The organism is Microbulbifer taiwanensis (assembly GCF_014904815.1).
Lineage (GTDB): Bacteria > Pseudomonadota > Gammaproteobacteria > Pseudomonadales > Cellvibrionaceae > Microbulbifer > Microbulbifer taiwanensis.
On sequence record NZ_JACZFR010000004.1, the window covers coordinates 1 to 23,316 of the forward strand.

At 61.8% G+C, this 23,316-nt stretch carries 22 protein-coding genes; 13 read left to right on the forward strand and 9 right to left on the reverse strand.

The genetic code is table 11. The features are described from left to right. Nucleotides 1-243: 243 nt before the first annotated feature. A complete protein-coding gene (gene gcvH / locus IG627_RS00690; protein WP_193189223.1) occupies nt 244-636 on the forward strand; it encodes a glycine cleavage system protein GcvH in 393 nt (130 codons plus the stop codon). 125 nt (nt 637-761) lie between these two features. Here gcvH and ptsP read toward each other — a convergent pair whose 3' ends face one another. Both ptsP and IG627_RS00700 read right to left on the reverse strand, forming a co-directional pair. Next, nucleotides 762-3,026, reverse strand: coding sequence for a phosphoenolpyruvate--protein phosphotransferase (ptsP, locus tag IG627_RS00695; protein WP_193189224.1), 2,265 nt, complete (start codon nt 3,024-3,026; stop codon nt 762-764). A 113-nt stretch (nt 3,027-3,139) separates the two neighbouring features. Continuing rightward, complete coding sequence (locus tag IG627_RS00700) at nt 3,140-3,649, reverse strand: RNA pyrophosphohydrolase (RefSeq protein ID WP_193189243.1); 510 nt, start codon at nt 3,647-3,649, stop codon at nt 3,140-3,142. 349 nt (nt 3,650-3,998) lie between these two features. On the opposite strand from IG627_RS00700, the gene IG627_RS00705 reads away from it, so the two are divergent. After that, complete coding sequence (locus tag IG627_RS00705; RefSeq protein ID WP_193189225.1) at nt 3,999-4,664, forward strand: histidinol-phosphatase; 666 nt, start codon at nt 3,999-4,001, stop codon at nt 4,662-4,664. A 47-nt stretch (nt 4,665-4,711) separates the two neighbouring features. Next, the gene (locus IG627_RS00710; RefSeq protein ID WP_319024456.1) at nt 4,712-5,893 is read left to right on the forward strand and encodes an imelysin family protein; all 1,182 of its coding nucleotides are present in this window, start codon (nt 4,712-4,714) and stop codon (nt 5,891-5,893) included. A 213-nt stretch (nt 5,894-6,106) separates the two neighbouring features. Here the strand turns inward: IG627_RS00710 and IG627_RS00715 are convergent, their stop codons facing one another. The 7 genes from IG627_RS00715 to IG627_RS00745 form a co-directional block, all read right to left on the reverse strand. Next, nucleotides 6,107-7,087 carry a GlxA family transcriptional regulator gene (locus IG627_RS00715; RefSeq protein ID WP_193189226.1) on the reverse strand — a complete coding sequence of 327 codons (981 nt, stop codon included), beginning with the start codon at nt 7,085-7,087 and terminating at the stop codon, nt 6,107-6,109. After that, complete coding sequence (locus IG627_RS00720) at nt 7,041-7,592, reverse strand: isochorismatase family protein (protein WP_193189227.1); 552 nt, start codon at nt 7,590-7,592, stop codon at nt 7,041-7,043. Before IG627_RS00720 ends, IG627_RS00715 begins: the two co-directional genes overlap by 47 nt. 191 nt (nt 7,593-7,783) lie before the next feature. Continuing rightward, nucleotides 7,784-8,317, reverse strand: a complete 534-nt coding sequence (locus IG627_RS00725) for a DUF882 domain-containing protein (RefSeq protein ID WP_193189228.1) — start codon at nt 8,315-8,317, stop codon at nt 7,784-7,786. A 362-nt stretch (nt 8,318-8,679) separates the two neighbouring features. After that, on the reverse strand, nt 8,680-9,879 hold the full coding sequence (locus IG627_RS00730) for a L,D-transpeptidase family protein (protein ID WP_193189229.1): 1,200 nt from the start codon (nt 9,877-9,879) through the stop codon (nt 8,680-8,682). A 3-nt stretch (nt 9,880-9,882) separates the two neighbouring features. After that, nucleotides 9,883-11,178 (reverse strand): L,D-transpeptidase family protein, encoded by a 1,296-nt coding sequence (locus IG627_RS00735; RefSeq protein ID WP_193189230.1) that lies wholly within the window; start codon nt 11,176-11,178, stop codon nt 9,883-9,885. 137 nt (nt 11,179-11,315) lie between these two features. Then, nucleotides 11,316-13,220 (reverse strand): L,D-transpeptidase family protein, encoded by a 1,905-nt coding sequence (locus tag IG627_RS00740; protein WP_193189231.1) that lies wholly within the window; start codon nt 13,218-13,220, stop codon nt 11,316-11,318. 321 nt (nt 13,221-13,541) lie between these two features. Then, nucleotides 13,542-14,360 (reverse strand): NRDE family protein, encoded by an 819-nt coding sequence (locus IG627_RS00745; protein ID WP_193189232.1) that lies wholly within the window; start codon nt 14,358-14,360, stop codon nt 13,542-13,544. A gap of 304 nt (nt 14,361-14,664) precedes the next feature. Between IG627_RS00745 and lgt the strand changes: the two genes are divergently transcribed. From lgt to IG627_RS00795, 10 genes are all read left to right on the forward strand, one after another. Further along, on the forward strand, nt 14,665-15,486 hold the full coding sequence (lgt, locus tag IG627_RS00750; protein WP_193189233.1) for a prolipoprotein diacylglyceryl transferase: 822 nt from the start codon (nt 14,665-14,667) through the stop codon (nt 15,484-15,486). Beyond that, nucleotides 15,487-16,320, forward strand: coding sequence for a thymidylate synthase (locus IG627_RS00755; protein WP_193189234.1), 834 nt, complete (start codon nt 15,487-15,489; stop codon nt 16,318-16,320). A 31-nt stretch (nt 16,321-16,351) separates the two neighbouring features. After that, nucleotides 16,352-16,864 carry a dihydrofolate reductase gene (locus IG627_RS00760; protein WP_193189235.1) on the forward strand — a complete coding sequence of 171 codons (513 nt, stop codon included), beginning with the start codon at nt 16,352-16,354 and terminating at the stop codon, nt 16,862-16,864. A 287-nt stretch (nt 16,865-17,151) separates the two neighbouring features. Next, on the forward strand, nt 17,152-17,934 hold the full coding sequence (locus IG627_RS00765) for a DUF3450 domain-containing protein (RefSeq protein ID WP_193189236.1): 783 nt from the start codon (nt 17,152-17,154) through the stop codon (nt 17,932-17,934). After that, complete coding sequence (locus IG627_RS00770) at nt 17,931-19,301, forward strand: MotA/TolQ/ExbB proton channel family protein (protein ID WP_193189237.1); 1,371 nt, start codon at nt 17,931-17,933, stop codon at nt 19,299-19,301. The genes IG627_RS00765 and IG627_RS00770 overlap by 4 nt, the downstream gene beginning before the upstream one ends. Before the next feature lie 14 nt (nt 19,302-19,315). Then, nucleotides 19,316-19,843, forward strand: coding sequence for a MotA/TolQ/ExbB proton channel family protein (locus IG627_RS00775; RefSeq protein ID WP_193189238.1), 528 nt, complete (start codon nt 19,316-19,318; stop codon nt 19,841-19,843). A gap of 124 nt (nt 19,844-19,967) precedes the next feature. Then, a complete protein-coding gene (locus IG627_RS00780; protein WP_193189239.1) occupies nt 19,968-20,369 on the forward strand; it encodes an ExbD/TolR family protein in 402 nt (133 codons plus the stop codon). A 5-nt stretch (nt 20,370-20,374) separates the two neighbouring features. Beyond that, the gene (locus IG627_RS00785) at nt 20,375-20,998 is read left to right on the forward strand and encodes an energy transducer TonB (RefSeq protein WP_193189240.1); all 624 of its coding nucleotides are present in this window, start codon (nt 20,375-20,377) and stop codon (nt 20,996-20,998) included. Nucleotides 20,999-21,011: 13 nt separating this feature from the next. Further along, nucleotides 21,012-22,361: a tetratricopeptide repeat protein gene (locus IG627_RS00790; protein ID WP_193189241.1), complete on the forward strand. Its 1,350-nt coding sequence runs from the start codon at nt 21,012-21,014 to the stop codon at nt 22,359-22,361. Between the two features lie 229 nt (nt 22,362-22,590). Further along, nucleotides 22,591-23,241 carry an energy transducer TonB gene (locus tag IG627_RS00795; protein ID WP_193189242.1) on the forward strand — a complete coding sequence of 217 codons (651 nt, stop codon included), beginning with the start codon at nt 22,591-22,593 and terminating at the stop codon, nt 23,239-23,241. Nucleotides 23,242-23,316 lie beyond the last annotated feature (75 nt).

Below are 23,316 nucleotides of genomic sequence, written 5' to 3' on the forward strand. Positions count from 1 at the left end.
ACGCGAGGAATAATCCCCTCCGGGAAAGAAAAAAAAAAAAACCCGCAGAGAAATCGCACCTGCTTTTTTATTTATGGGCTGTGGGAAAGCGGCGCGGCGTTCTTCCAGAGCTTCCGCCGTATTATTGATCCCCGACCCTTGGTGGGCCATTCTGCCGGGGCGCCGCGAACTCTTCTGGCTGTGCTGTTGCGTGGGGCAGGCGATAAGTTGCCAGTTGACGATAAATCATACAAGGATAGAGAAATGAGTAAAATTCCAGACGGACTCTACTATTCGTCTAGTCACGAGTGGGCGGAATCGAAGGACGGCAAGGTTACCATCGGCATCAGTGATCACAAGCAGGCCGAGATGGGCGATATGGTCTATGTGAACTTCCCGCGAGTGGGTGCCAGTTTCAATCTAGGCGAATCCCTGGGTTATGTGGAGGCGGTCAAGGTCGTCAGCGAGATCTATATACCGGTCACCGGGGAGGTGATCGAAATCAACTCGCTCGTGGACGATGATCCGGAGTTGGTCAATAGTGACCCCTACGGCGACGGCTGGATAGTCCGCGTCAAGCCGAGCAACCTGAAAGAGCTGGACGACCTGATGAGCGCGGATGATTACCGCAAATTTGTGGCAGAAGAAGATGGATAATTATTGATTAACACAAAAGCCGTGCCGCTTTGCCAGGGTCCATAAAAAGCCGCTGGCATTCTGCTGTGGGTGTCTGGTTTAGGGGGGTCTCTGTGGTTCGCCCTGTCCCCCACTGACCAAGGCAGTCACTGTCCCCCCACCGGTTGCAACAGCGCCTTCAGGCCTATCCGCTTCATATAGGCCCGCAATGTCTCCTCTATCTGCTCCGGGCAGTGCATGCCCATAATCTGCTGCAGCAGTTTTTCCGTATCCGCCTTGCGCACCGCGCGCAGCGCCGCCTTGACCCGCGGCAGGTTGGTGGCGTTCATCGACAGTACGTCGTAGCCCATGGCCACCAGCAGCAGGGCACCGCCGGGATCGCCAGCCAGTTCGCCACAGATACCCACCTTGGTATTGGCGGCGTGACCCGCGTCCACCACTTCCTGCAGGGCGCGCAATACCGCCGGGTGCAGGGCGTGGTAAATACTGGCTACGCGGCTGTTGTTGCGGTCCACCGCCAGCAGGTACTGGGTCAGGTCGTTGCTGCCCACGGAGATAAAGTCCGCGTGGGCGGCCAGTTCGCGCGCCTGGTAGACCGCCGATGGCACCTCGATCATGATGCCCAGTGGCGGCATGGCGATGTCATAGCCCTCCTCCACCAGCTCCCCGTGAGCGCGCTCCAGCAGCTTGCGCGCCGTTTCCAGTTCGCCCAGGCCGCTGATCATCGGCAGCATGATACGCAGGTTGTCGAGCCCCAGGCTGGCTTTCATCATCGCGCGCACCTGGGCGAGGAAGATCTCCGGGTGGTCCAGGGTCACGCGAATGCCGCGCCAGCCGAGGAAGGGGTTGGTCTCCTCGATGGGGAAATAGGCCAGCGCCTTGTCGCCGCCGATATCCAGGGTGCGCATGGTCACTGGGCGCGGGGCGAAGGCCTGCAGCTGTTCGCGGTAGATCTCGCGCTGCTCTTCCTCGGAGGGGAAGCGGTCGCGCAGCAGGAAGGGCACCTCGGTGCGGTAGAGGCCGACACCCTCGGCGCCGCGCTCGAGGGAGCGCACCACATCCGCCATCAGCCCGGTATTGACCCACAGGCGCACCCGGTGGCCGTCGGCGGTCTCCGCCGGCAGGCTCGCCAGGTGGTCCAGGTTGCGGGCCAGTTCGCGCTCCTCGGCGACGATACTGTCGTAGCGGCGCCGGAGTTCCGCGCCCGGGTGTACGTGCAGCTCGCCGCGGTAGCCGTCCACGACAATATCGGCGCCGTCTATGGTCTCGTAGGGCAGGTCCTGCGCGCCCATGACTGCCGGCAGGCCCATGGCGCGGGCGATAATCGCCACGTGGCTGTTGGCAGAGCCCTTCACGGAAACCGCGCCGATGAGTTTTTCCCGCGGCACTTCCGCCAGTACCGCCGCGGTGAGTTCCTCGCCGATCAGGATGGTGTTTTCCGAATAGTCGCGCTGGCTCTGCTGTTGCTGGCGCAGGTGCATCAGCACCCGCGCGCCCAGGTCGCGCACATCGGCGGCGCGGTCGCGGAAATAGGAGTCGGACATGGCCTCGAAGCGGCGCACATGTTCCAGCATCACTTCGGCCCAGGCGCGGGGCGCGCTCACCTGCTGGCGAATACGGTCGCAGACCTCGACGGCCAGGGAGCTGTCGTCGAGCATGCTGATATAGGCGTCGAAGAGGGCGCGCTCCTCGCGATTGAGGTCGTCCTTGAGGCGCTCGCCCACGGCGCGTATCTCTTCCCTGGCATTGGCCAGCGCCTGGTGGAAGAGTTCCAGTTCCGCGTCCACATCCATGCAGCAGGAGTAGGGCACTGTGGCCAGGTTGGCCTGGGGGGCGACGATATGCACGCGGCCAATGGCCACACCGGGGGAGGCGGCAATACCGTCAAATTTGGCCTCGCGCCGCTGCTGGCCGATGGTGGCCAGGGCGCCGGTGGCCTCGGCGTGGGCGATGACGCCGGCCAGCTGCGCCGACAGGGTGACCAGAAAGGCCTCCTCGCCCTCGTCGAAGCGGCGCTTCTCCGCCTGCTGCACGACCAGGACACCGAGTACGGTGCGGTGGTGAATGATCGGGGTGCCGAGAAAGGCGCTGAAGCGCTCCTCGCCGGTGGCCGGGAAATAGTGGTAGGCGGGGTGGGCCTCGGCCTGCTCCAGGTTGATGGGCTCTTCGCGGGTCACCACATTGCCCACCAGGCCCTCGCCGGGGGCCAGGTGTACCTGGCCGACGGCGTTCTGGTTGAGGCCGCGGGTGGCCATGAGGACATAGTTGCCGGACTGCTTGTCGCGCAGGTAGACGGAGCAGACGCGGGTGTGCATTACTTCGCGCACCCGGCGCACGATAATATCCAGTACCGCGGGCAGGTCCCGGGCCGTGTTGACTTCCTGAACAATACTGCGCAGAGATCCGAGCAAAGGCTTGTCCTCGCCATTCAACGGAGTTACTTGGCCGGCTAGGATATCACTTATCCCTGTCTATCAATGCATAAGGATCGATAGATTTTGCCCGCAGTCGGACCGGCCGCGGGTCAGGATTGATCCTGCTCCTGCAGCCAGCGTCTCTCCAATTGTATTTGCTGCGGGGCCAGTTCGGTCAGTGCGCGTCGGTACACCTCGCGCTTGAAGGTCACCACCTTGCTGAGCGGGTGCCAGTAACTGACCCAGCGCCAGTGGTCGAATTCCGGTTTGTAGCCGTTGTTGAAGCTGATGACGCTCTCCGGCGCCTCCAGCTTCAGCAGGTACCACTTCTGCTTCTGCCCGATACACAGGGGCTCGGAACGCCGGCGGATCAGCCGCTGCGGCAGCCGGTAGCGCAGCCAGCCGCGGGTGCAGGCGATCATACTGACCTGCTCCCGGGTCAGGCCTACCTCTTCGTACAGTTCCCGGTACAGCGCCTGCTCCGGGGTCTCGCCCGGGTTGATACCGCCCTGGGGAAATTGCCAGGCGTCCTTGCCACCCACCCGCCGAGCCCACAGCGCCTGGCCGCGGGCATTCAGCACAATGATTCCGACATTGGGGCGAAAGCCCTCGGCGTCGATATTGCTGCTGTTGTCGCCGCCGCGGCCCCCGCTCTTCCTGTTGCTGCTGGGGCTGTCGCTGCGGTTAGACTGTTTGGCGGATCTGCGGCGGTTTTTTCGCCCGGCTTGCGCTGGCTTGCCGTCGCCCAAAATACCGTCCTCAATTCTATTGCGCGCGGCCAGCCGCCGCGCATGCTTGTTCTGCATTGTTCCACAGCGGGGGGCACTACGGCAATTAGGCCTTGGCGTGAATTGGTCGGTGTGCAGCGCCCGCCGGCGGGGTAAAATTGCCCGCCGCGCCGGCGGCGTCAATTGCGCCGCCTGGCGGAGGAATTGTCCAAGGGAATCTATAGTTACTAGGGAGTCTGCGGTGCATCTGGCAATTTTCGATCTCGACAACACGCTGATAGGCGGCGACAGCGATCACGCCTGGGGAGAGTTCCTGGTGGAGCGCGAGCATGTCGACGGCGAGCGTTATCGCTCCGCCAATGACCGCTTCTATCGGGAGTACCAGCGCGGCGAGCTGGATATCTTCGCCTACCTGGAGTTCGCCCTGGAACCCCTGGCACAGCTCTCCCGCGGCCAGCTCGACAATCTGCAGCGGGAATTCATGCAGGAAGTGATCAGTGAAATCTGGCTGCCGCGGGCGGAAGAGTTAATCAGTCGGCATCGCCGCGACGGACACCATATTATGATCATCACCGCCACCAACCGCTTTGTGGTGGAGCCGATCGCCGCGCGCCTGGGGGTGGACACACTGCTGGCCACGGAGCCGGAGGAACTGGAGGGCCGCTTTACCGGTCGGGTGGTGGGGGAGCCCTGCTACCAGGGTGGCAAGGTGGTACGCCTGCGCCAGTGGCTGGCGCATCACCCGGAATACGACGACGGGGACAAATGGTTCTACAGCGACTCCATCAACGACCTGCCGCTGTTGCAACAGGTGCAGCACCCGGTTGCGGTGGATCCGGACGCGCGCCTGCGCGCCGAGGCGGAAGCGCGCGGCTGGCCGGTGATCAGCCTGCGCGACAGCGAATAATGTGGTGTGAAACATTTGTCGCCACTTGGACGAATCTGGGGAATTTTGTGAGCGGAAAGTTGATTCGGCGCGGGAAACTGGTATTGCTGTGCGTGCTCTTGGCAGGGCTCGCGGCCTGCGAACAGAAGCGCGTGGAAGAGCCTCAGGTGGAACAGAGTGCGGCCCCGCAGGTGTTCAATGCGCAGGCCGCGGAGGAGATGACCCAGGGCCTCTGGCAGGCGGGCCAGGCGCAGCTGATCGACGCCCAGGCCGCCGTCGAGGCACTGGAGCGCGCCGTGGTTACCCTGCTCGACCAGCCCGGTGAGGATCACCTGGAGGCGGCCAAGCTGGCCTGGCTGGAGGCGCACCGGGAGTTTACTGCGGCGCTGCCCTATATCGAGCTGGCCTTTGCGCCGGCAGAGCTCCGCAGTCAGGGGCGTCAGCTGCTGCTGGCCCTGGACAGTTGGCCGGTGCAACCCGGGTACCTGGATACGGTGCCGGGCTACTCGGACAGCGGTATCGTCAACGACACCGCCATCGAGCTGACCCTGGCCAATCTGCGCAAGCAGCACCGCCTGACTGCCCACGAGGAGGCCAGCACCGGTTTCCACGCCATGGAGATCATGCTCTGGGGCCCCACCAGCGAGCGCACCCCCGAGCAGTTCAATGCGGTTACCGAGGGCGAGAAGCCCGAGGCGCTGGCGGGTAACCGCCGGCGCGAGCTGACCCGACTGATTGGTCGCGGCATGGCGGAGGATCTGGACGGCCTGGCGCGCCGCTGGCCCACCGGCGCCAACGACCTGTCGCGCCACTTCCTCGCCCTGGGACCCGCCGCGCGCCTGCAGCAGATCCGCGCCGCGCACACCCGCCTGCTGGACGAAGAAGTACTGCGGCGCCTGCCGGAAAGCTCGGAAAGCGATGTAGAGAGCGGCCGCGCGGCGGACTCCAAGCAGGCGATACTGGCAATACTCGGGACACTGCAATCCAACTGGCTGCCCGAGGAGGGACCCGGCCTGGCCGAGTTGCTGCTGGACCGCCACCAGGTGAGCGCCCTGACGCAGACCTTCGCCCAACTGGAGGAGCTGCTGCTGAAAATGGAGGACCCGATCGAACTGGCGGAACTGAATCAGCTGGCGCAGGCGCGCGGACTGCTGGAGCAGCTCGCCGGATTGATGGCCGGGCCCGTAAAGGGGCCGGGGGCCGGGGAGGGGATGACGCCGGTCAGCCTGCAGATGGAGGATGGGCCCTAGTGGGCCATACGGAAAGTTGTGTAACACTTCGCGTCGCCAAAGCGCCCAGCTCTGCGTTGAGAAAGCTTGAAATAACGCTGCTATTCCTGCGCTTTCCCGCCTTGATCTGAACGCTTTGGCTGTGCTCCTTTGTTACCGAACTTTCCGCATGGGCCCCCTGTGGGCCCAGGGGGAGGTGTGGAACAGTTCCCATCGGGCCCAACCCCCTGGCCCTCAGTCGCTGGCCAGGCCGGTCGGCGGCCCGCCGCGATACTGGTGCCACAGGCGCCGAAGCTGTCGCGCCGACTCGTAGCCCACTGCCTCCGCCACCTGGTCGACTGTCCTGCCCCCCTCCCGCAACAGCTGTTCCGCGTGCGCCAGGCGCACCTGCTGCAGATAACTCTTGAGAGACAGGCCCAGCTGTTCCCTGAACAGGCGCGACAGGTGTCGCTGGCTCAGGTGCACCTCTCCCGCCAGTTCTGCCACAGTCCAGGGGTGACCCGGCTTCTGCAGTATCCGGTCCTGCAGTCGGTGCAGGCGCTGGTTCACATGGTTGCGGTGCTGCAGCCGGATATCCAGCTGTGGGTCGCCGCCGCTGCGGCGGTGGTAGAGCACCAGGTCGCGGGCCACTGTATTGGCCGCCTCGTAGCCCCAGTGCTGGGCTACCAGGTGCAGGCACAGGTCCATACCGGAGGCGATGCCGGCGCTGGTCCATAGATTGCCGGCACAGGTAAACAGGCAGTTTTCCCTGACCTGCGCGCGCGGTGCCAGTGCGCGCAGCTCGTCCAGCAGCTGGTGATGGGTGGTGCAGGCATTGCCGTCGAGCAGGCCGGCACGCGCGGCCAGCAAAGCGCCCGAGCAGATGCAGGCGGTCAGGTCGGACTGGGGTTGCACCCGCGCCAGCCAGTGGGCCAGCTCCCGGCCTGTATTACTGTGCAGCAGCTCGGCGGACCTGTGACAGCCGATGACCAGCAGCCAGCTGCGCGGTGGCAATGTCTGCGGCAGTGATTCCAGCTGGTGCAGTGGCAGCCCCTGGGCGGCGCGCAGTTGGCTGGAGCTGCCGATATAGTGGGGCCGCGCGCTACCGAGTCGAGGGTGGGTCAGTACCTGCGCCGGCCCGGCCAGATCCAGCAGGTGGACGCCGGGCGGCAGCAGGAACCACAGGTGCTCAGGCAGTGGCGGCGGCGTAGTCCGCCACACTGGCAATGCGGGCAAAGCGATCCTCCAGTACCAGTTCGGTTTTCAACTTGAGGGCATCGGCATCGAAGACGGTGCCGCTGCCCTTGTGGCGCATGGGGAAGGTGTGGGTGGCGTCGGTGACGAAGACCACTTCGTAGCCGAGGTCGCTGGCCACCCGCGTGCTGGTCTCGCAGCACTGTTCTGTGCGCAGGCCGGCGATTACCAGTTTTGCGATGCCCTGCTCCTGCAGCCACTGGTGCAGACCGCTGTCGGTCAGGGCGTTGTGTACCCGCTTGCGGAATTCCGCGTCACCCTCGCGTCTGTCCACACCCGCCATGGTCCTGACCAGCGGCCCGGCCGGGTCGAAGGGACTGCCCGCGCGCTCGTGCAGTATGTGTACCACCCGCCAATTCCGTGCCCGGGCGCTCGCGATCAGCCGGTTGAGTCGCTCAAGGTAGTCGTCAAAACCGGTATCGTCCCAGTAGGGCATATGCAGGAAGGAGTCCTGAACGTCGATAACCAACAGGGCTGTTTGTGCCATTGCTCTTCTCCTGTGTCAATTGAGGACAGGATTATGGCTGGCTGTAGTATCGGCTGAGCTGGTGTTAGTGGGCATCGAGCGGGTATTTTCGGACATCATTTGGGTGGACGCAAAAAAGGCCGCCGGATTGCCCCGGCGGCCTCTTCTGGTAGTGGGCGAACACTGGGTTCGCCCCTGGGGATGGTGTCGTGTTACCAGCGGCGTACGGGGCCGGTATCCACGTGAACGAAGCCGCTCTTCGGGTAGTAACCCACACCACCGGCCTTCAGGTTGATGGCCGCCTGGCGCAGCTTGGAGGTACTGATACCCGGGAAGCGGATATCCAGCGCCATACCGCGGGTGTGGTAGCTGCGGCGGGCCACGCCGCGGCCGGCGGCGCGCAGCTTGGCGTTGGTCTTGGGCGAACGGTAACCGGAGATAATCTCGACCTCACCGCTGAAGTTCAGTTTTTCCTTCAGCTTGTAGACGATGTCGAACAGCTTCGGGTCCATACGCGTAGATTCATTGGCGCGGTGGTCGCGCAGCAGGCGGTTGAATTGCTTCAGGCCGCTGCTGTCGTAGCTGCCACCGGACCAGTAGGCGGTACTCAGCCTTTCCCCGGTGTGCAGGTTGCGCATTTTCAATGTGCGGGCGTTGCCCACTTTTGCGAAAGTCGGCCCGGCGCTGACCGCCGCGGCTGTTGCGCAGGTCACTGCCAGGAATCGACGTCTGGATGGATTCTTCATACCTAGTTTCCGCCTCGTCGTGTGTGTCTCGTCGGTGGCCCTTGTGGCGATTGGCGCCTCTGGGCACGGGGAGAAATGTACAAAAAATAACCGGTGGTTACAAACTGATCTTCGCTAATTCGCAAATATTCGAAGGGGAGCACTGGTACTTTTTTGCTTGTTGGACTACGGCGGCTTCCGGGAAATGGGCGCTCGGGACCTGTGTGCGAGAATTTTCCGCGACAGCGTTGTCATTGAGGGGCTGGTTACTGAAAAAAAATTTTTCTGTGACTGGTTGGTGCAAATTTGACCCGAAATGGCGGATTTTGACCCGGAACCGGGTGGGGAGAGGTCCGGATGCCTGAAGTTGGGCCGAATCGGGACTAGTCGCCGGCTTCGGAGTCCCCATCTCTGTGGTAGATATCGCGACGAAACTGGGCGCGCCCGGTGCCATCCACCCAGGCGGTCATATAGGTGATATAGAGCCGCGGCGGCTTCTCTACCTTGATATTGACTGTCTTGTCACCGGTGGTCGCCTGGGCGATTCGGGTTCTGTCCCAGCCCTGGGGCTGCAGTAGTGCATAGGCCAGCTCTTCCGGCTGTTGCAGGCGGATACAACCGTGGCTGAAGGCGCGCTCGCGCTTCTCGAACAGGCTCTGGGCCTGGGTGTCGTGCAGGAATATTGCCTGGCGGTTGGGAATCACGAACTTGACCCGACCCAGTGAGTTGCCGGGGCCGCCCACCTGGCGCAGGGTGGCGTTGCCGTGGGCCGCGCGGTCCAGGCCGTCTGCGGAGATGGGGACTGTGTCGCCCCCGCGGTAATTGACCACGCGATAGCCGCGCCTGTGCATGGCCTCGGGATTGTGGCGCGCCTTGGGGAGCAGCTCCGTCAGCAGGATGCTGCGCGGCACCGTCCAGGTGGGGTTGAATACGATATTGGTGACGCGGCTGCGCATTGTGGGTGTGCGGCTGCTGGTCTTGCCGACCACGGTTTTCATGCTCAGCCTGACCAGCCCTTTTTCCACCAGTAGCAGCTGGTAGTCGGGTACATTGATCAGGAGATAGCGGCCGTCGCTGGGAACCGACAGTTTGCCCCAGCGTTTGGCGTTCAGTTCGAGCTGCTGTGCGCGCTCTGCGGGCGACACGGCCAATTCTGTCAATGTGCCGGCTCCGGCGACGCCATCGGCATTCAGTCCATGGCGGCGCTGGTAGTTTTCCACCGCCTGTTGCAGGGCGCCGTCGAAGCGCCGCGGATCGGAATTGCCGGCCGACAGGGGGCCGGGCAGGCCGCGGTAATCCCCGTAGAGTTGGAGCAGTCTGCGCAGTTGCACCACCCGCTCGCCCCTGTCACCGGCCTGCAATCGGCCGCCCGCGGCCAGGGGTTGCCACTGCTGCGCCAGCTGGCGATAGCGGTTGGCCTCACTGCGCAGCTGAGCCCCGATACTGGCGGGGTCCAGGGCGCGCACCGGCTCCGGCGCCGCGGTGCGCGCGGCACCGGCCAGCGGCAGCGCGGCTGCCAGCGCCAGGGTCGCCAGGGCCGACAGCCAGCGGCGGGTCCGGTATATGGCGGTGCTGTTCGCCATGGTTTACTCCGCTGCTTCTCTGTCTTCGTCCGCACCGCCGTCGGCGGTCTCCTGGAGGTTGTCGCGACCGTAGATATCCGGGCGGAATTGCAACAGTCCCTCCTCGTCTACCCAGGCGGTCCAGTAGGCGATGTAGACGGGGATCGGGTTCTCCAGCGCTACTCCACGGGTTCGACTGCTGTGCAGGGTTCGCTCGATGCGCGCATCGCTCCAGTCGTTCTGTTGCGCCAGCATCATGCGGGCGAACTCCAGCGGTTTTTCCAGGCGGATACAACCGTGGCTGAAGGCGCGCTGGCTGCGTTTGAACAGGTGTTTACTGTTGGTGTCGTGCAGGAATATGGCTTCGCGGTTGGGAATCACAAACTTGACCCGACCCAGTGCGTTGCCGGGTCCGCCCTTCTGCTGCAGCATCACTTTGCCGCGGCGGATGGCCGCGATGTTTCCGCTGGTGAAAGGGACTGAGCGGCCGCGGTGATTGACCAGCCGGTAACCGTTGGCAGACAGGCTGGCGCTACCCTTGGGCAGCAATTCGCGCAGGGCGATATTGCGCGGTACCCGCCAGGTGGGGTTGAACTCCACGCGGGTCATGCGCGTCGCGATCTGGGGCGTCTTGTGCTTGGGCTTGCCCACCACCACGCGCATGCGGAACTGTTCGCGCTCGCCATCGACCAGTCGCAGACTGAAATCGGGGACATTGACCAGGATATAGCGCGGCCCCAAGTCCTTGGGCAGCTGCTGCCAGCGCAGTAGGTTCGCCGCCAGTGTCTGTGCCCGCTTCGCCGGGCTGACGTTCAGGCGGGTGCGGGTGCGCTCGTCCACCAGCCCGTCCTCCTTGAGTCCGTGGCGACGCTGGAAGCGCCGCACCGCGTCCTGGAGGGGTGGGTCGTATTCGTCTGCGGCGGCGCTGTTGTCCGTATGGTCATCCAAACGGTAGTCGCCGTACTGCATCAACAGGCTGCGCAGTCGCGCCACGCGCGCGTCGCGCATCCCCGGCGCCAGTGTCTGCCCCGCGGGCAGGGGCTGCCAGTGGTCGCCCTCGGCCAGCGCGCGGTAGCGGGCCAGTTCCTCACGCATCAGTGCGTGTTGGCGACCGTATGGGACATATGGGTCGCTGCTTTCGACGTCCACGTCGGGCCCACTGGTACGGGGCTCCGCGTTGGCCTGGGGCAATTCCAGGTTCAGGGACAGTGCCAGAGCCAGCGCCAGGGCACTGCAGTGGCGCGATACGCCGCAGTATTGATTCGTGCCGTAGCGGCGGGAAGTGTCGCGAAATAAGTGGAGCCGGTTGCCAGCACCCATAAGTCACCCCTGTGAGTAAGACGTTCGTCTTGCTCACATTGGTAACCTGCGAGAGGGGAGGGTCGAAATACCTTTAGGGAATATTGCCGGATGCTGGCCAGTGGCGGTGTGATCCCCCGCCACTGACCATCAGTCGCTCACCACTGGTTGGCCGAAAGACCGTCCTTGCCGTAGATGTCGTCGCGGAAGTTCAGGCGTCCCTCACCGTCCACCCAGGCGGTCCAGTAGGTGATATAGACCTTTACCTTCTGCGCCAGCTTGACCTCGGTGGTCTCGTCGCCGACGGTCAGCTGGTCTATGCGCCACTGGTCCCAGTCGCCCTCCGGACTGAGCAGCGCTTCCGCCAGGTGGCGTGGTTTCTCCAGGCGGATACAGCCGTGGCTGTAGTCGCGGTCGGTGAGGCTGAACAGGCTGCGGGCGCGGGTGTCGTGCAAGTAGATATCGTGCTTGTTGGGGATCTCGAACTTCACCCGCCCGAGGATGTTGTCCTCGCCGCCCATCTGGCGTAGCAGGAAGGAGCCGGCACCGGCAGCGGACAGGTTCTTCGGTGTCAGAGGCAGGTGTTTGCCGCTGCCGCTGACTACCCGGTAGCCCATGTTCTCCATGCCCTGGGGGTTGGCGCGGGCCTTGGGTAGCAGCTCGTTGACCAGAATGCTGCGCGGCACCGTCCAGGTGGGGTTGAACACCACCTTGCTGACGCGGGTGGTGATCTCCGGTGTCTCGTGAATCTTCTTGCCCACTACCACGTTCATCGACAGCCTGACCCTGTCTTCCTCCACATAGTGCAGCCTGTACTCGGGCACGTTGACCTGGATAAAGCGGCTGCCCAGGCTCGCCGGCAGCTGTTCGCGGCGGCGGATATTGGTCTCGACTATCTGTGCCCGCGCGGTCGGGGACAGGTTCAGGCGTTTGCGCGTCTCGCGGCCGACGATGCCATCCTGCTTTAAACCGTGGCGCCCCTGGAAGCGCAGCACCGCCTCGTGCAGGCGCCGGTCAAACTGATTGTTGTTGGGTTCGCCGCCGTAGCGGTAATAGTCACCGTACAGGGACAGCATATTGCGCAGCAGGGCCACATGGGGGTGGCGCGCACCTATGGTCATCGCCGGTCCCGGTGGCAGCGGGCGCCAGCGACCGCTGGCGGAGATGGCGCGCAGGCGCGCCAGTTCGTCGCGCAGGGCATAGGCATCGCTGCCGTAGGGCCTGTTTTCTGCGATATAGGGCCCCTCGCTGTTTTCCGAGACTCCGCCGACCGGTGGCTGGCCATCCCGGGTGCTGTTGTCGTAACTGCGGACGTTGTAGGCGCGATTGTTGTAACCGCGGCTGTTGCTGCGACTACCCCAGGTGGAATAGTGGCGCGAGCGGTCGATATTGTAGTCGCGCGCATAGTAGCGGCTGCGGCCGTTGGCGGTGGTACTGCCGCGGTTGTAGCCGCGAAAGTATTTGCGCCCGCTGGGGTTGGTGGATGCCTGTCGAGTGTATGGCAGTGCCACCAGCTGGAAGCCGCCCTGGTCGCGGTAGACCGGGGTGATATCCCGCGGCGGGCGGCTCTTGGGACTGATCTTGTCGAGCTGCGTGTCCTGGGCATAGGACACGAAGGCGTCGGTCAGCAGTACGTCGAGCACCGCCGCCATTTGCAGTCGCTGCGGTGTATCGCGCAGGGTGCGGTCGAAATAGCCCAGGTGGTAGCGGTAGTCCACCATGCTGCTGGGGTTGCCGGAGCTGGCCGCGGTGAGCTGCTTGAGCAGGTCATTGGCGGTGTCGCTGAGGCTGTAGTTGTCAAACCACAGCAGCCGGTAGTCGGTGCGCTGGTAGATGCGGCGCACCGCAGCGGGGTTGAAGATGGGGTCCTGTGCCGGCCAGGCGTCGGGATTCTCCTCCAGCCAGTGCACCAGGTGCGGGCGCACGGCGTTCTCCGGCAGTACCGGCACCGTCTTCTGGTTGGCGGCAAAGGCATAGTAAAGGGCAAAGACGCACAGGCTGCCGAGTGTCAGCAGCGGCAGCGGTGATTTGCGTGTGCGGCGCTCTGGGTTGAAATACGACATGGTACCTCAGCGATACTGCAGGGCCCGGTTTGCCTGATTACAAGAAAGCGGGCGCCAGATCGTTAATACCTTCCCAACCTGCGGCGAGCCGGTCCTGTTGTTCGTCGATAGTTACCGACGGCCCGCCTGTGTCATGCGTCCCGCGCGACCTTCCTTTTATATAGACCGCGAATCGAGTCGGCTTGCGCGTAACTCAACCAAATGCGGTCTGTGAGAATAAGTATGGCAACAATCGGAAAATTTGCTTGGCGTTTAATTCTTTTTACATTAGTTGGCGGCCTGGCTGACCCGGGAGTCTGTAGTTTGTGGTCGCCGGGCGGATCAGCCGAGGGCAAAGTGGCGCAGGGGGCCGTCGGCGCGCCCGGCAGTGTAGTTCTGCTCCCATAGCTGGGTGCGACCGCGCCTGTCTATGGCGATCAGGGTGCTGGCGCGGGTACCGTACCCCCCCGCGCTGTCGCCGGCGGCAGCGGCGGGAATATCGTCGCGCCTGTCTATCTGTACAAAGATAGGCGACAGCGCCAGTTCCAGCTCCGGCCCCACGCCGGTACTGGGCAGGTCGGCCGGCGCAGCCTCGCTCCTGTCCTGTAGCAGGGCCAGGGCCGGTTGCACGAAGTTGTCCTCATCAATTTCAGCGCCGATCCCCGCCACTATCCGCGCTACTTCGGCCCTGCCTTTCTCGACCTTGGGCCAGGGTGCGTCCGGCGCGCCATTGGAAATGCCGTGAATACCGGAGGTGAAGGAGAAGGGGCTGTGGCGGTTGCCGGCGCACACCAGCTCGCTGCCGGCATCGAGCTGGAACAGCAGGGCGTTGAAGCCGCGGTAGCGCTGGGCGGCCAGGCCCATGGTGAAATCGCCGGGTTCGGCCCCTCCGAGCAGGAAGTCCCGCGGGATATCGCCTCGGGACAGGGGTTCCGATGGCGCCGGCACTTGCGGCTCACGCATATTGGTTACCGCCGCCGCGCGACCGCGGGCGATGCCGGCCCAGGTGCCGCCGGCCAGGAGGTCGCGACCGGCGACCAGCTGGCCATCTTCCCAGGGGGCCGCCGGTGCCGTGGGGCGATGGTAGAACTCGTCCCGGTTGGCCATCAGCAGCAGCGGGTATTGCGGGTGGCAGCGGTAGGCGAAGAGTAATAGGCACATGAATTGAAATGCGGAATGATGACAAATCGGCAGGATAGCCGATTTGCACAGCCGAAGGCTGCCCCGAAGGGGCGCAGTACAGGGATGTACTGCGTTAATGCGGAATAGTAGCCGCTAATACGGCGTGTTTCCGCATTCATGAAGTGCATCCCTGCACTTCACCCGCTTCGCGGGCAGGCTCCGGCTGTGCAAATCTGCTCCCGGCAGATTGGTCCGCGTTCATCATTCCGCATTACTCTCCGAACTGTTTAGCTGGTAACATTTCGCCCAAGTCAACGCCCTTGCCAATAACTGTGAAGTCTCAATGATCCCCTACCCCGAAATAGATCCCGTCGCCATCGCCATTGGCCCGCTGAAAGTGCACTGGTACGGCCTGATGTACCTGGCCGGTTTTGTCGCCGCCTGGTGGCTGGCGCTGAAACGCTCCGCCAAGCCCTGGTCGCCGGTGATCAAGTCGGAGGTGGAGGACCTGATTCTCTACTGCGCCATCGGTGTCGTGGTGGGCGGACGCCTGGGTTATATGTTCTTCTACAACTTCGGCGAGCTGGTCGAGCATCCGCTGTCCCTGTTCAAGGTGTGGGAGGGCGGTATGAGCTTCCACGGCGGCCTGGTCGGCGTGATGCTGGCCGCGACAATCTACGCGCGCAAGATCGGCACCACCTTCCCGGCACTGATCGACTTTGTCGCGCCGCTGGTGCCCATTGGCCTGGGGCTCGGCCGCATCGGCAACTTTATCGGCCAGGAGCTCTGGGGTCGGCCCACCGATGCTCCCTGGGGTATGGTCTTCCCGCGGGACCCGGAGTTGCTGGTGCGCCACCCGTCGCAGCTGTACCAGGCATTTCTCGAGGGGTTGGTGCTGTTCGCGGTGCTCTGGTGGTTTTCCAGCAAACCGCGCCCGCGCCTGGCGGTCGGCGGTCTCTTCCTGACCCTCTACGGTATCTTCCGCTTCCTGACGGAGTTTGTGCGCGAGCCGGACGCCCATATCGGCTACGAGTGGTTCGGCTGGATGACCCGCGGCCAGGAGCTGAGCCTGCCGATGATCGCTGCCGGCATAGCGCTGCTGGTGTGGAGTTACCGCACCCAGCCGCTGCCGGAAGGGCGCGCGCAGAAAGGGGGAGCGCAATAGATGAAGCAGTATCTCGACCTGATGCGCCACGTGCGCGACAACGGCACCCGCAAGAGCGATCGCACCGGCACCGGCACCCTGAGTGTATTCGGTTACCAGATGCGCTTCGACCTGGCCGAGGGCTTTCCGCTGATCACCACCAAAAAGTGCCATCTGCGCTCGATCGTTCACGAGCTGCTGTGGTTCCTGCGCGGCGACACCAATATCGCCTACCTGAAGGCGCAGGGCGTGCGTATCTGGGATGAGTGGGCCACAGACGACGGTGACCTCGGGCCTGTCTATGGTCACCAGTGGCGTTCCTGGCCGACACCGGACGGCCGCCGTATCGACCAGATAGAACAGCTGCTCGAGCAGCTGAAGACCCGCCCCGACTCGCGCCGCCTCATTGTCAGTGCCTGGAATCCGGCGGACCTGCCGGACGAAGGTGTGTCCCCGGCAGACAATGCCGCCGCCGGGCGCATGGCGCTGGCACCCTGCCACGCCCTCTTCCAGTTCTATGTGGCAGACGGCAAATTGTCCTGCCAGTTGTACCAGCGCAGTGCCGATATCTTCCTCGGCGTGCCCTTCAATATCGCCTCCTACAGCCTGCTGACGCTGATGCTGGCGCAGGTGTGCGGCCTGGAGCCGGGGGAGTTTATCCACACTTTCGGCGACGCCCACCTCTACTCCAACCATATGGAGCAGGTGGAGGAACAGTTGAGTCGCCAGCCGCTGCCGCTGCCGCAGATGTACCTGAATCCGCAGGTGAGCGACCTCTTTGCCTTCCGCTTCGAGGACTTCGAGCTGCGCGGCTACGAGGCGCACCCGCATATCCCGGCGCCGGTGGCGGTGTAGCCGGCGCCGCGGTGATCCAGTAGGTATATAGATGAAAGACATCCCTATCGCCCTGATTGCGGCGGTGGCGCGCAACGGCGCCATAGGTCGCGACAACGGGCTGCCCTGGCGCATCTCCGGCGACCTGCAGTTCTTCAAACGCACCACCCTGGGCAAGCCGGTGGTCATGGGGCGCAAGACCTTCGAGTCCATCGGCCGGCCGCTGCCGGGGCGCGTCAATATTGTGATCAGCCGCAATCCGGACTGGTGCGCCGATGGCGTAGTCTGTGCCTCGTCACTGGAGCAGGCACTGGATATGGCCGCTCAGTCAGCTGTGGAGACCGGCGCGGGCGAAGTGATGGTGATTGGCGGCGCGCAGATCTATCGCCAGTCCCTGCCGCTGGCCAGTCGTGTCTATCTCACCGAAGTGGCCGCCGCAGTGGACGGGGACGCATTCTTTCCCGAGCTGGATGACTGCTGGGGAGAGGTCAGTCGCCAGTGTTACCCCGAGTCGGACAGGGACGAATATAGCTACTGTTTAGTCCAGTACGACAGGTTGAAATAAAAACAATTTGATCAATTAGTGATCACTCTGTTAAATTCCTTCGCTGCTCAGACAGGGAATGCCGTCGCAAATGTGTGCATGTGACCCGGGGTTGTTACCCAGTTGTTACCTTGCTACTCATGCGAGCCGATACTGTCAATCGGCATTTGAATAATCAAATCGGCTGTTTACAATGTGCGGCTCTTAGCTGTCTTCAAGCCAATGTTTTTAAAACAAAAGGACACCGCGTTGTGGCAGCTAACTCATCGCGACCATGTTGTGAAATATTGAACCCACTGGGGGGTCTAATGAAAACCAAGCGATTCATGGCTGTGGCGCTGACCACTGCGCTGTCTGCCGGCGCGCTCTACGGCAGCGTAGCCACTGCGGATACTCTCGATAATGTCCTCAAAGTCGGCCAGCAGAAGACCTCTGCGGCCCAGGCCTCGCAAAAGCGTATCGACAAGATTGCCGAAGAAACCAGCAGCCTGCTGCAGGACTTCAAGGTAGTTAACAAAGAAATCGACGGTCTGCGCGTCTACAACCGCCAGCTGGAGAAGCAGCTGGCCAACCAGCTCGCGGTTATCAAAGAGCTGGACGAATCCATCGAAAACGTCACCGTGATCGAGCGCCAGATCCAGCCGCTGATTCTGCGCATGCTGGATGGCCTGGAGCAGTTTGTAGCGCTGGACATGCCCTTCAAAATTGACGAGCGCATGGCCAACCTCGAAGGCGTGAAGAACAATATGGACCGTTCCGATATCACCGTTGCGGAGAAATTCCGTCAGGTGCTGGAGCTGTACAACTTCGAAGCCGAATACGCGCGCAAGATCGACACCTACAGCGACACCCTGAATGTGGGTGGTCAGGATCGCGAAGTAAACGTGCTGCAGATCGGCCGTATCGCCCTGCTGGCTCAGACTACCGATTCCAAGATCTCCCTGGCCTATGACAAAGAACAGAAGGCCTGGGTTGAGGTCGACTCCGGCGAATACCGCCGCGCCCTGATGAACGGCCTGAAAATCGCCAAGAAGCAGGCCACCACCGACATTATTACCACGCCGATCCCGGCTCCGGAGGCAGCGCAATGAAAACCTCTATCGCCAAACGCGTACTAATCGCTGCAGCAGCTGGCCTGATCAGCGTCTCCGCTGTTGCCCAGGACAAGGCCACTTCCCTGGACCAGCTCCTGAAAATGGTTCAGCAGTCCAAAATTGCCGAGTCCAAAGAACACAAGCAGCGCGAAGCTGATTTCCGTCGCCAGAAGGCTAACCAGCAGGGTCTGCTGAACAAGGCCGTAGACACCCGCACCTCTGAAGAAGCCCGTTCCGAGCGCCTGGAAGCCAAATACCAGGAGCAGGAAGTGTTGGTGCAGCAGAAGCGCCAGCAACTGGACGAGCGCCTGGGGTCTCTGAAAGAGCTGTTCGGTCACCTGACCTCCACCGCCGGCGACCTGCGTGCCAACATCGATAGTTCCATCGTGTCTGCGCAATACCCGGGCCGCACCGAGTTCATCGACTCCCTGATCGACAAAATGAACTCCGCCACCAAGCTGCCGACCATCGAGGAAATCGAGCGTCTGTGGTACGAGCTGCAGCGCGAGACTGTTGAGTCCGGCAAGGTGGTCAAGTTCACCAGCACCGTGATCAAGCCCGACGGCGAGCAGGTCGAGCAGGAAGTTGTCCGCGTGGGTAACTTCAACCTGGTTTCCAACGGCAAGTACCTGGAAATGAACGACGCCCACAGGATGGCCGAGCTGATTCGCCAGCCCGATGGCAAGTACCTGTCCATGGCTGAAAACCTGCAGAACGCCACTTCCGGCTTCACCGCTTTCGGTGTTGACCCGACCGGCCCGACCGGTGGTTCCTACCTGAAGGCCATGATCAACAGCCCGAGCATTGTCGAGCGCTGGCACCAGGGTGGCCCGGTTGGCTACATCATCACTGCCGTTGGTGTCTTCGCCATGCTGCTGGCCATCTTCCGCCTGATCGTCCTGTCCGGCGTCAGCGCCAAGGTAAGCGCCCAGCTGCGTTCCTCTTCTCCGAACACCAACAACCCGCTGGGTCGTGTTCTGGCTGTTGCCGAGGAAAACAAGGGTATCGATGGCGAGACCCTGGAGCTGAAGATGGAAGAGGCGGTGCTGAAAGAGCGCCCGGCCATCGAGTCCGGCCTGAACCTGCTGAAGATCATCGCCATGGTGGCTCCGCTGCTGGGTCTGCTGGGTACCGTGACCGGTATGATCATCACCTTCCAGGCGATCACCATCTTCGGCGCCGGCGATCCGAAAGCCATGGCGGGCGGTATTTCCTCCGCACTGGTAACCACCGTTCTGGGTCTGTGTGTCGCTATCCCGACCGTACTGATGCACACCATCGTGAACGGTCGCGCCAAGCGCATCCTGCACATCCTGGATGAGCAGAGCGCCGGTATCGTGGCGGAAAACGCCGAGCGTAAATAAGAGGAGGCGGCAACATGCACGCATTGAATGACGCATGGGCCGCCGTCAACGCCTTTATGGCGTCGGGCGGGCCAGTACTGTTTCTGATCGCCGGCCTGACCTTCTTTATGTGGACGCTGATTTTTGAGCGGGCTTTCTACTTCAATAAATCGTTGAAGCAGGATGTCCAGGGTGCGGTGGACCAGTGGGAGGAGCGCTCCGAGCGCAAATCCTGGAATGCCCACCGCATCCGCGAAGCGCTGATTTCACGGGTATCCGAGAAGATCCAGGACAATATGGACATGATCCAGGCCTGTGTGGCCCTGGCACCCCTGTTCGGGCTGCTGGGCACCGTCTGGGGCATGATCAATGTCTTCGAGGTCCTCGCGATTACCGGTGGTGGTGATGCCAAGCAGATGGCCAGTGGTGTATCCATGGCGACCATCCCTACTATGGCGGGTATGGTTGCGGCACTGTCTGGTGTATTTGCCAATACCTACATCACCCGTAAGGCGGAGCGCGAAACTCAGCTGCTGGAAGACCATCTGACGATGGATCACTAAGGCACCACAGGCGGCAGATACCAGCCCTGCGCTGTCTGCCGCGAAGGTTTAGCCAAGCCAGAAACTTTCGCCGGGGTCCCTCCTCGCGAGGGACATGCCGAGAAAGTTCGCTAAGAGAGTTGCTATGAGCAGAAAACAAAATACGGCCGAAGAAGAAGCAGGAGCGATCGACCTCACGCCCATGCTGGACGTGGTGTTTATCATGCTGATCTTCTTCATCGTCACGGCGACCTTTATCAAGGAGCCGGGCGAAGAAGTAGTCAAGCCGGAAGCGACACAGTCGGAACTCAAAGCCGCCTCTATTCTGGTAGCGATCAACGAAAACAACGAAATCTGGATTGCCAAAGAGAAAGTCGATGAGCGTCAGGTGAAACTCACCCTGGAACGCCTCTACGCGGAAAACCCGAAAGGGTGGTTGGTAATTCAGCCCGATAAAGAAGCAAGTATCGAGAAGATCGCCCTGATTGCAAATGCCGCCAGGAAGATTGGTATCGAGAAAGTTTCGGTCGCGACAGAAAAGAGTTAACAGCTATGAATCCGGTAAGACTATTAGGGGCAGGTGCGCTGGCGGTAGCCACTACCTTTGCCCTGATCTTCACCATGCATGCGCTGATCGAGGCAAACCTGGGTGCTCCCGAAGAAGAGGAGCAGATCAAGGTTGCCGACGTGGTGATGCCTGATCAGAAGATCGAAACCCAGTACGACACCAGCAAACCGGACAAGCCCGACGAGCCGGAAACTCCGCCGCCGGAAATGCCGGAACCAGAGTTCGATCAACCGGACCTCGATGACTCCATCAACATGTCTGCGCCGCGTGCGAATGCAGACCTGAAGGTGGGCGGTATCGGCGGTTTTGCCAGCGAGGGCGACTATCTGCCCATCGTGAAGGTACAGCCGCAGTATCCGCGTCGCGCGCTGCAGCGGGGTATCGAGGGCTATGTGATCGTGGAATACACCGTGACCACCAACGGCTCCGTTCGTGACCCGAAGGTGATCGAGGCCTTCACCCTGGATGGCAACCCAACGACTATCTTCAACCGCGCGGCGATCAAGTCCGCGATGAAGTACAAGTACAAGCCGCGAGTCCAGGATGGGCAGGCGATCGAGGTACCGGGTGTCCGGACCAAGATCAGCTTCAACATGGCCAAGAACTAAAGGGGACGCATATATGAATATGACGACCATGGCGAAAGGGCTGTCCAAGTTCGTCTTGCGCAGCTCTTTGCGAACTGCTGTCGCGCTGCCCCTGGTATTGGCACCGGCGGTCAGTGTGACCGTGCTTGAGGCAGCGGGTGTCTCTGCCTCCTTCGGCAAGGCGGAAGCCCAGGAGAAGACGCGTAAAGTACCGGCGATGCGGGAAAACGTGTACAAGAAGCTGGGCAAGGTGCAGGAGGCGGCCGACGCAAGTAACTGGCCGGCGGCACTGGCGGCACTGAAGGAAATGGAAGCCGGCAAGAGCAAGTACAACGGCTACGAAACTGCGCAGATGTACTACTTCTACGGCTTCGTCTACTACAGCATGGAGCGGTACAAGGAAGCGATTACCTACTACAAAAAGGTGCTGGCGCAGGGCGCTGAAAACCTGCCGGTGGCGCTGGAAGTGGGTACCCTGCTGACCATCGCCCAGCTGTACTTCGTGACCGAGAACTACGACCAGGCGATCAATTACCTGAACAAGTGGTTCGCCGCCGCCGAGAAAGACCAGATCAACGCGGACTCTTACGCCCTGCGCGGCCAGGCCTATTACCAGAAGGGTGATCAGGGCAAGGCGCTCGCGGATATCAACACAGCCGTGTCGATGTACGAGAAAGAGGGCAAGATTCCGAAGGAAAGCTGGTTCGGCCTGCAGCGGTTCCTCTACTACGAGAAGAATGATTACAAGAAAGTAACCAATATTCTCGAGAAACTGGTCAAGCACTACCCGAAAGGGGAGTACTACAAGCAGCTGGCCGGCATGTACGGCGAGCTGAAGCGCGAGCAGGACCAGCTGCACATGATGGAGTCGGCCTACATTGCCGGCGCTCTGCAGAAAGAGAAAGAGCTGTTGAATATGGGCTATCTCTTTATGGGCAATGAAATGCCCTACAAGGGCGCCAAGGTGATCGACAAGGGGATCAAGGAGAAGAAGATCAAGCGCACCTCCAAGAATCTGGAAACCCTGGCTCAGGCGTACCAGATGGCCCAGGAGCTGCAGAAGTCGATCCCCGAACTGGAAGCCGCTGCCCAGATGTCCGACAAGGGTGATATCTATTCGCGTCTGGCCGGTATCTACCTGGACCTGGACAAGAATGAAAAATCCATCGAGATGGGCGGCAAGGCACTGAAGAAGGGCAATATCAAACGCCCGGATCAGGTGTACATCATTCTGGGAATGGCCAATGCCAACCTGAAGAAGTACGACGCCGCGCTGAAGAACCTCAAGGAAGCGAAAAAAGACAAGCGCTCCGAGAAAGCTGCCACCCAGTGGATTTCTTTTGTCGAGAGCGAGAAGAAGCGTGAGGAGCAGCTGGCGATCTGATTGCCGCTCACTGAGCCTCTTGTCCCTGAAAAGGCCGTACAGCAATGTACGGCCTTTTTTATTGTTCAAGAGGCTGGTTAAGAATTGAACATGCAATTGCGAATTATTTGCAAATTCGCGTAAATCGACTAATTAGTAAAGGTAGCTGATCAGCTTTTTCCAACTCCGGCGCCTGTCCCAATAAAGGGGCCGCCGATTCGACACCCTAACAATAAACAGGAGAGGTGTTATGGATAGAGCTTATTCGCCACTTTCCAATCCCTTGGTTTTTTCCCTCAAGCAACTTGTGCATATCGGTCGCAACCTCGCGTTTGCGGGTGCCGCAACCCTGCTGTTGATATTCGCCATGAGTCGCCTGATCGCCACCGATTATTCCGAGCCGAAGGTCGACGAATTTATTCCGATCAAACCGATTCATTTACCGGACTTGAAACCGACAGTGGAGTTGTCTGAGCCGCCGGAAAAACCCCAGGATCCGCCCCCACAGATAGTGGTCCGGAAAATCGATCCAGTAGTTGAACCGGGTAAAACCACCGTAGTGATGTCGCCTCCTGTTCCGGGTGATGGAGGCCTGGACCCGGCCGTCGTTTCAAGAGATCCGTTACCGATAATAAAACCGGCACCTCGCTATCCGTCGGCAGCACTGCGCCGGGGCCTGGAGGGCTATGTGGTGGTGGAGTTCACCATTACGAAAAATGGCAGTGTCCGGGATGTGCACGCGGTGGCGGGCTACGACAGCGCCGGCAATCCGACAGAGGTGTTCAACCGCTCGGCGGTTGCGGCGGCGGCCAGGTTCAAATATCAGCCGCAATTGGAGGATGGAGTGCCGGTAGAGCGCCACGGGGTGCGCAACCGGATCAGATACAGAATGGCGGATTAATCGGATGCCTGGTGCGCGGGGGGGGCCCCCCCGGGGCCCCCTCGGGGGGGGCCCGCGCCCCGCGGTGCTTTTTTA

What these genes read in the sequence shown, in the direction of transcription:
- gcvH (WP_193189223.1), top strand. Translation starts at nt 244, where the DNA reads ATGAGTAAAATTCCAGACGGACTCTACTATTCGTCTAGTCACGAGTGG.
- IG627_RS00720 (WP_193189227.1), bottom strand. Translation starts at nt 7,592, where the DNA reads ATGGCACAAACAGCCCTGTTGGTTATCGACGTTCAGGACTCCTTCCTG.
- IG627_RS00725 (WP_193189228.1), bottom strand. Translation starts at nt 8,317, where the DNA reads ATGAAGAATCCATCCAGACGTCGATTCCTGGCAGTGACCTGCGCAACA.
- IG627_RS00730 (WP_193189229.1), bottom strand. Translation starts at nt 9,879, where the DNA reads ATGGCGAACAGCACCGCCATATACCGGACCCGCCGCTGGCTGTCGGCC.
- IG627_RS00735 (WP_193189230.1), bottom strand. Translation starts at nt 11,178, where the DNA reads ATGGGTGCTGGCAACCGGCTCCACTTATTTCGCGACACTTCCCGCCGC.
- IG627_RS00740 (WP_193189231.1), bottom strand. Translation starts at nt 13,220, where the DNA reads ATGTCGTATTTCAACCCAGAGCGCCGCACACGCAAATCACCGCTGCCG.
- IG627_RS00745 (WP_193189232.1), bottom strand. Translation starts at nt 14,360, where the DNA reads ATGTGCCTATTACTCTTCGCCTACCGCTGCCACCCGCAATACCCGCTG.
- lgt (WP_193189233.1), top strand. Translation starts at nt 14,665, where the DNA reads ATGATCCCCTACCCCGAAATAGATCCCGTCGCCATCGCCATTGGCCCG.
- IG627_RS00755 (WP_193189234.1), top strand. Translation starts at nt 15,487, where the DNA reads ATGAAGCAGTATCTCGACCTGATGCGCCACGTGCGCGACAACGGCACC.
- IG627_RS00760 (WP_193189235.1), top strand. Translation starts at nt 16,352, where the DNA reads ATGAAAGACATCCCTATCGCCCTGATTGCGGCGGTGGCGCGCAACGGC.
- IG627_RS00765 (WP_193189236.1), top strand. Translation starts at nt 17,152, where the DNA reads ATGAAAACCAAGCGATTCATGGCTGTGGCGCTGACCACTGCGCTGTCT.
- IG627_RS00770 (WP_193189237.1), top strand. Translation starts at nt 17,931, where the DNA reads ATGAAAACCTCTATCGCCAAACGCGTACTAATCGCTGCAGCAGCTGGC.
- IG627_RS00775 (WP_193189238.1), top strand. Translation starts at nt 19,316, where the DNA reads ATGCACGCATTGAATGACGCATGGGCCGCCGTCAACGCCTTTATGGCG.
- IG627_RS00780 (WP_193189239.1), top strand. Translation starts at nt 19,968, where the DNA reads ATGAGCAGAAAACAAAATACGGCCGAAGAAGAAGCAGGAGCGATCGAC.
- IG627_RS00785 (WP_193189240.1), top strand. Translation starts at nt 20,375, where the DNA reads ATGAATCCGGTAAGACTATTAGGGGCAGGTGCGCTGGCGGTAGCCACT.
- IG627_RS00790 (WP_193189241.1), top strand. Translation starts at nt 21,012, where the DNA reads ATGAATATGACGACCATGGCGAAAGGGCTGTCCAAGTTCGTCTTGCGC.
- IG627_RS00795 (WP_193189242.1), top strand. Translation starts at nt 22,591, where the DNA reads ATGGATAGAGCTTATTCGCCACTTTCCAATCCCTTGGTTTTTTCCCTC.